The sequence below is a fragment of the Dietzia maris genome (assembly GCF_014144855.1).
Classification (GTDB): Bacteria; Actinomycetota; Actinomycetes; order Mycobacteriales; family Mycobacteriaceae; genus Dietzia; species Dietzia kunjamensis.
The window spans coordinates 1-4710 of sequence record NZ_JAALDN010000024.1; the positions used below are offsets into that span (position 1 = coordinate 1).

6 protein-coding genes are annotated in these 4710 nt (G+C 70.4%); 3 read left to right on the forward strand and 3 right to left on the reverse strand.

Features of this window, described 5'->3' with window-relative positions; all coding sequences use genetic code 11:
* Both G6024_RS00700 and G6024_RS00705 read left to right on the forward strand, forming a co-directional pair.
* On the forward strand, window positions 1–474 hold a 474-nt coding region (locus G6024_RS00700), incomplete at its 5' end, for an alpha-ketoglutarate-dependent dioxygenase AlkB (RefSeq protein WP_182640283.1).
* Window positions 471–1235 (forward strand): APA family fibronectin-binding glycoprotein, encoded by a 765-nt coding sequence (locus G6024_RS00705; protein WP_159147585.1) that lies wholly within the window; start codon window positions 471–473, stop codon window positions 1233–1235. The genes G6024_RS00700 and G6024_RS00705, both read left to right, overlap by 4 nt.
* A 7-nt stretch (window positions 1236–1242) precedes the next feature.
* Here the strand turns inward: G6024_RS00705 and G6024_RS00710 are convergent, their stop codons facing one another.
* Window positions 1243–2022, reverse strand: a complete 780-nt coding sequence (locus tag G6024_RS00710) for a PIG-L deacetylase family protein (protein WP_159147586.1) — start codon at window positions 2020–2022, stop codon at window positions 1243–1245.
* 111 nt (window positions 2023–2133) lie between these two features.
* Here G6024_RS00710 and G6024_RS00715 point away from each other — a divergent pair, with 111 nt between their 5' ends.
* On the forward strand, window positions 2134–3291 hold the full coding sequence (locus G6024_RS00715) for an acyl-CoA dehydrogenase family protein (protein WP_159147587.1): 1158 nt from the start codon (window positions 2134–2136) through the stop codon (window positions 3289–3291).
* Between the two features lie 37 nt (window positions 3292–3328).
* Here the strand turns inward: G6024_RS00715 and G6024_RS00720 are convergent, their stop codons facing one another.
* Both G6024_RS00720 and G6024_RS00725 read right to left on the reverse strand, forming a co-directional pair.
* Entirely contained in the window at window positions 3329–3565 is a 237-nt protein-coding gene (locus tag G6024_RS00720; protein WP_154830223.1) for a thioredoxin family protein, read from the reverse strand.
* A 49-nt stretch (window positions 3566–3614) separates the two neighbouring features.
* Window positions 3615–4691 carry a permease gene (locus G6024_RS00725; RefSeq protein ID WP_159147588.1) on the reverse strand — a complete coding sequence of 359 codons (1077 nt, stop codon included), beginning with the start codon at window positions 4689–4691 and terminating at the stop codon, window positions 3615–3617.
* Window positions 4692–4710 lie beyond the last annotated feature (19 nt).

Genomic DNA, 4710 nt, shown 5'->3' on the forward strand with positions numbered 1-4710 from the left:
GAGGTGGTCCCGCCGGTCCCGGACTGGCTGGTGCGGGCGGCGCGGAACGGGCTCGCGGCGGCAGCGGCGGTGGAGCCGGCGGTCACGGGGTCGGCACACACGCCCGGGGCCGACCGTACTGCTGACTACACCCCGGATACCGCCCTGGTGAACCTCTACGGCCGTGGATCCACGATGGGCCTGCACCAGGACCGCGACGAGGCGTGCATGGCACCGGTCGTCTCGCTGAGCCTGGGTGATGCGTGCACGTTCCGCTTCGGGACCCCGGAGCACCGCGGGCGCCCGTACACCGACGTGCGCCTGGAGTCGGGCGACCTCGTGGTGTTCGGCGGGCCGTCGCGGATGGCCTTCCACGGCGTCCCGAAGGTCTTCGACGGCAGCGCCCCCGCGTGGTGCCGCGAGGTGCTGGGCGCGGAGCCGGGGAGGGTCAACATCACGCTGCGGGAAACCCGGCCGCCTACGCTGGGCGAATGACGTCTGGGCAGAACCCGTCCGCCGGCCGGAGCCGGACCATCCTCGTGGTGGCGCTCGTCGCCGTCCTGGCGGTGGTCGCCGCGGTCGTGACGGTGGTCGTCTCGTCGGCGACGTACGCCCCGGGGGTGCGCACCCTGTCCCCGAAGATCCAGGTGGCGGCCGGTTCCGACCATGTCGATCTCGAGACCGGCCTGGTCATCCGGGTCCCCGAGGGGTGGCGCGCGGAGTCGGGCGAGCTGGTCTTCGGCAGTACCGTCATGAGTCCGGTCGTGGACGAGGAGGCGGGGTCGGGGGCGCAGCCTCCGGCGGCGGAGCCTCCGGCGGACGGGCGATCGGACGGGGTCGTGCTGGCGGGCCGCCTCACCGAGGACCTGTTCGACCCGGAGAACCCGGACAACCAGCTCGCGGCGCTCGCACTGGCCAACGGGATGGGTCAGTTCCTGCTCCCCGTCCCGGGGCGGCCGGTCGAGGAGCGGATCGAACCGCTCTCCACGCGCGTCGGCGACGGCTGGTCGGTGTCGTTCCGGGTGCTCCCCGCGGTCCAGCAGGACATCATCGGCCCGGAGGGCGCGCTGGTGTACTCGGCGGTCGTCGGCGAGGGCGCGCAGCGCTTCTGGCTGACCTACGTCAGTCGTCCGGGCGACGGCACCATGTCGTCACCCCACGCCGAGTGGGCCGACGAGATCGTCGAGCGCCTGCGGCCCTCCGAGGCGTACTACGCGCCACTGGGCCCGGGGGAATCGACCGCCGAACCGGCCTGAGGCCGGCTCAGGGCCGCATGCGCCGGAAGCCCACCACCGGGTTGCCGCCGGCGAGTCCCTCACGCGACGCGCACACGGCCTCGACCTGCGCGCGCGCCTGGTCCCGCACCGGCGTCTCCGGGTCGAGCACCGACAGGTACTCGGAGTGCTCGGCCAGCGCGTCGACGGCCGGCTCGACGAAGCCCTTCACGTCGACGTAGTGCGTCACCTCGGGCGAGGACTCGAACCACATCTGCGGACGCCCCTCCGCGGCGTCCACCCCGACCGCGGCGACCAGGTCGTCGTACGCGGCCCCCACGGCCGCTCCGAACTCCATGTGATCGCTCTGGTTGGGCATCCCCGGCCCGAACTCCTCACCGGAGTACAGGGAGATGACCACGTCCGGGCGATGGCGGCGGATCGCGTCGGCCACCGCGTCGCGCAGTTCGGCGTTGTTGACGATCCGGCTGTCCGGGAAACCGAGGAACTCCACCTCGTCCACCCCGACGATCGCCGAGGACCGCCGCTGCTCCTCCTCGCGGATCGGTCCCGCGATCGCCGGTGCCATCCCCTCGATGCCGGCCTCGCCGCTGGAGGCCAGGACGTAGACGATGCTGCGGCCCTCGGCCGTCCACCGCGCCACCGCGGCGGACATCCCGTACTCGGGGTCGTCGGGGTGTGCTACCAGGACCAGCCCCCGGGTCCAGTCGGTGGGGAACGCCTCGGGCACGGAATGGTCCGAGGATGCCGGGGAGGTGGCCTTCTCGGGCTGGGCTGGGTTCTCTGGCCGGTCCGGGGAATCGTTCATGACCCGAGTATGGCCCTCCTCGGTGCTCGCGTGCCCGCCGTCGCCGGAACGGGCACACGTAAACTTGCCGCGAACCTCATCGTCGTCGTCGTCCCCTCATGGAGGCCCCCAGTGTCCGCACTCTTCCCCGACTACCGCCCCACCTGGGAGACCGACGACCACCGGCTGCTCCGAGAGCACGCCCGCGCGTTCTTCGCCAAGGAGATGACGCCCAACCAGGAGAAGTGGTCCACACAGAAGCACGTGGACCGCGAGACCTGGCTGCGCACCGGCGAGGCCGGCCTCATCTGCCTCGACGTGCCCGAGGAGTTCGGCGGCCAGGGCGGCGACCCGGGCATGGAGTACCTCGTCACCGAGGAGCTCGTCCACTCCGGGGACACCGCCTTCGGCATGGGCGTCGGCTCCACCATCACCCCCCACTACGTGGCGAACTACGCCACGGAGGAGCAGAAGCGCGAATGGCTGCCGAAGATCTGCTCGGGTGAGTGGATCTCCGCCATCGCCATGACCGAGCCCGGCGCCGGGTCCGACCTGCAGGGCGTGCGCACCACCGCCAAGCGGGACGGCGACCACTACGTCATCAACGGCTCCAAGACCTTCATCTCCAACGGTGGCTCCGCCGACTTCGTGGTGGTGGTGGCCAAGACCGACCTCGACGCCGGCCACAAGGGCATGGCCCTGTTCGCCGTCGAGGCCTCGACGCCGGGCTTCGAGCGTGGCCGCGTGCTGGAGAAGATGGGCCGCCACGGCGCGGACACCGCCGAGCTGTTCTTCAACGACATGCGCGTGCCCGCCGCCAACCTCCTCGGTGGCGAGGAGGGGCAGGGCTTCTACCAGCTCATGAACCAGCTCCCGCGCGAGCGCCTGGCGATCGCCGTGGACGCGCTGGCCATGGCCGAGGCCGCCGTCATCGAGACGCTCGAGTACGTCCGCGAGCGGCAGGCGTTCGGCAAGCCGATCCTGGATTTCCAGAACACCCGCTTCGAGCTGGCGCACTGTAAGACCCAGGTCATGGCCACCCGCACGTTCGTCGACCACTGCATCTCCCGGGAGATCGACGGCGAGCTCGACGCCGTCACCGCGTCGATGGCCAAGCTCCAGGCGACCGACATGCTCGACGACGTGGTCGACCGCTGCCTCCAGCTGTTCGGCGGCTACGGCTACATGATGGAGTACCCCATCGCGCAGAAGTTCGCCGGTGCCCGCGTCATGCGGATCTACGGCGGCACGAACGAGATCATGAAGGAGGTCATCGGCCGGGCGCTGTGACGGTTCTGCGCTCCGCCGGCGGCGGCCCGGGGCCGGCCTAGCGGCCGCGCAGCAGTTCGGTGAGCTGGCGGACCGTCGGGACCTTCCCGCCCACGACCAGTTCGTCGTCGACCACGAGGCCGGGAGTCTTCATGAGGCCGTAACCGGCGATCTCGGCGACGTCGGTGACCTCGATGATCTCGTCCTCCCTCCCGAGCCCGTCCAGTGCCTCGCGGGTGCGGGTGACGAGGGTGTGACAGTTCCGGCATCCGGGGCCGAGCACCTTGACGATCATGGTTCCTCCTGGGGTGGTGTGATTCGGGTTCGGTGTGATTCGGGGTGGCTCAGGCGACGAGGTTGAAGAGCAGGCCGATGGCGAGGATGCCGACGGTGACCACGCCGAAGAACAACGCCAGCAGAGGCGGCTTCATCACCCGGCGCAGCATGATCGCCTGCGGTACCGACAGGGCGATCGAGCTCATGATGAACGCCATGACGGTGCCCAGGCTCATCCCCTTGGTCCACAGGGCCTCGGCGATCGGTACGACCCCGGCCCCGTTGACGTACAGCGGTACCCCGGCGAGGGTCGCGACGAGCACGGCCAGCGGGTTGTCCGGACCGGCCCAGCGCAGGAAGAAGTCCTCCGGTACCCAACCGTGGATCGCGGCACCGATGCCGACGCCCACGATCACCCAGATCCACACGTCGCGCAGGATGTCGCGTGATTCGCCCAGGGCTGCGTCGACCCTCTCGCGGAGGGTGGGCACGTGGCCGTCGGCGCGCAGGGCTGCCACGCGGGTGGTGTACACGACCTGGTCGACCCACTTCTCGAGGCGTAGTCGCGACAGGACCCAGCCGGCGACGAACGCGATGCCGGCGCCGGCCGCGACGTAGGCGGCGGCGATGTGCCAGCCGAACATCTCTCCGATCATGATCGCCGCGATCTCGCTGACCAGGGGGGAGGCGATGAGGAAGGTCAGGGTCACCGACAGGGGGATGCCGGCGGCCACGAACCCGATGAACAGGGGGATCGAACTGCAGGAACAGAAGGGGGTGACCACGCCGAGCACGATCGCCAGGGTGAGTCCGACGAACAGGCCTCTGCCCTCGAGCCAGTCACGTGCTCTGTCGAGGTCGAGACTCGCGCGGAGCATCCCCACCACGAACATCAGTCCGACGAGCAGCAGCACGATCTTCACGGTGTCGTAGAAGAAGAAGTGCACCGCTCCGACCGCCCGGTCCGCGAGGTCGAGTCCGAGCCATCCCACGGCGGCGTCCCAGAACCACTCGTTGGACATCCACAGTGCGACCCACGCCACCGCGGCCAGGGCGAGCGCGGCCACGAGCCGCCGGTGCTCGCGGGCCCCGGCCAGATCGTCGGGGCCGGACCGGCCTGCCACGGGAGTGGGGGAGGTGCTCATGGGTCCACTGTACGATTAA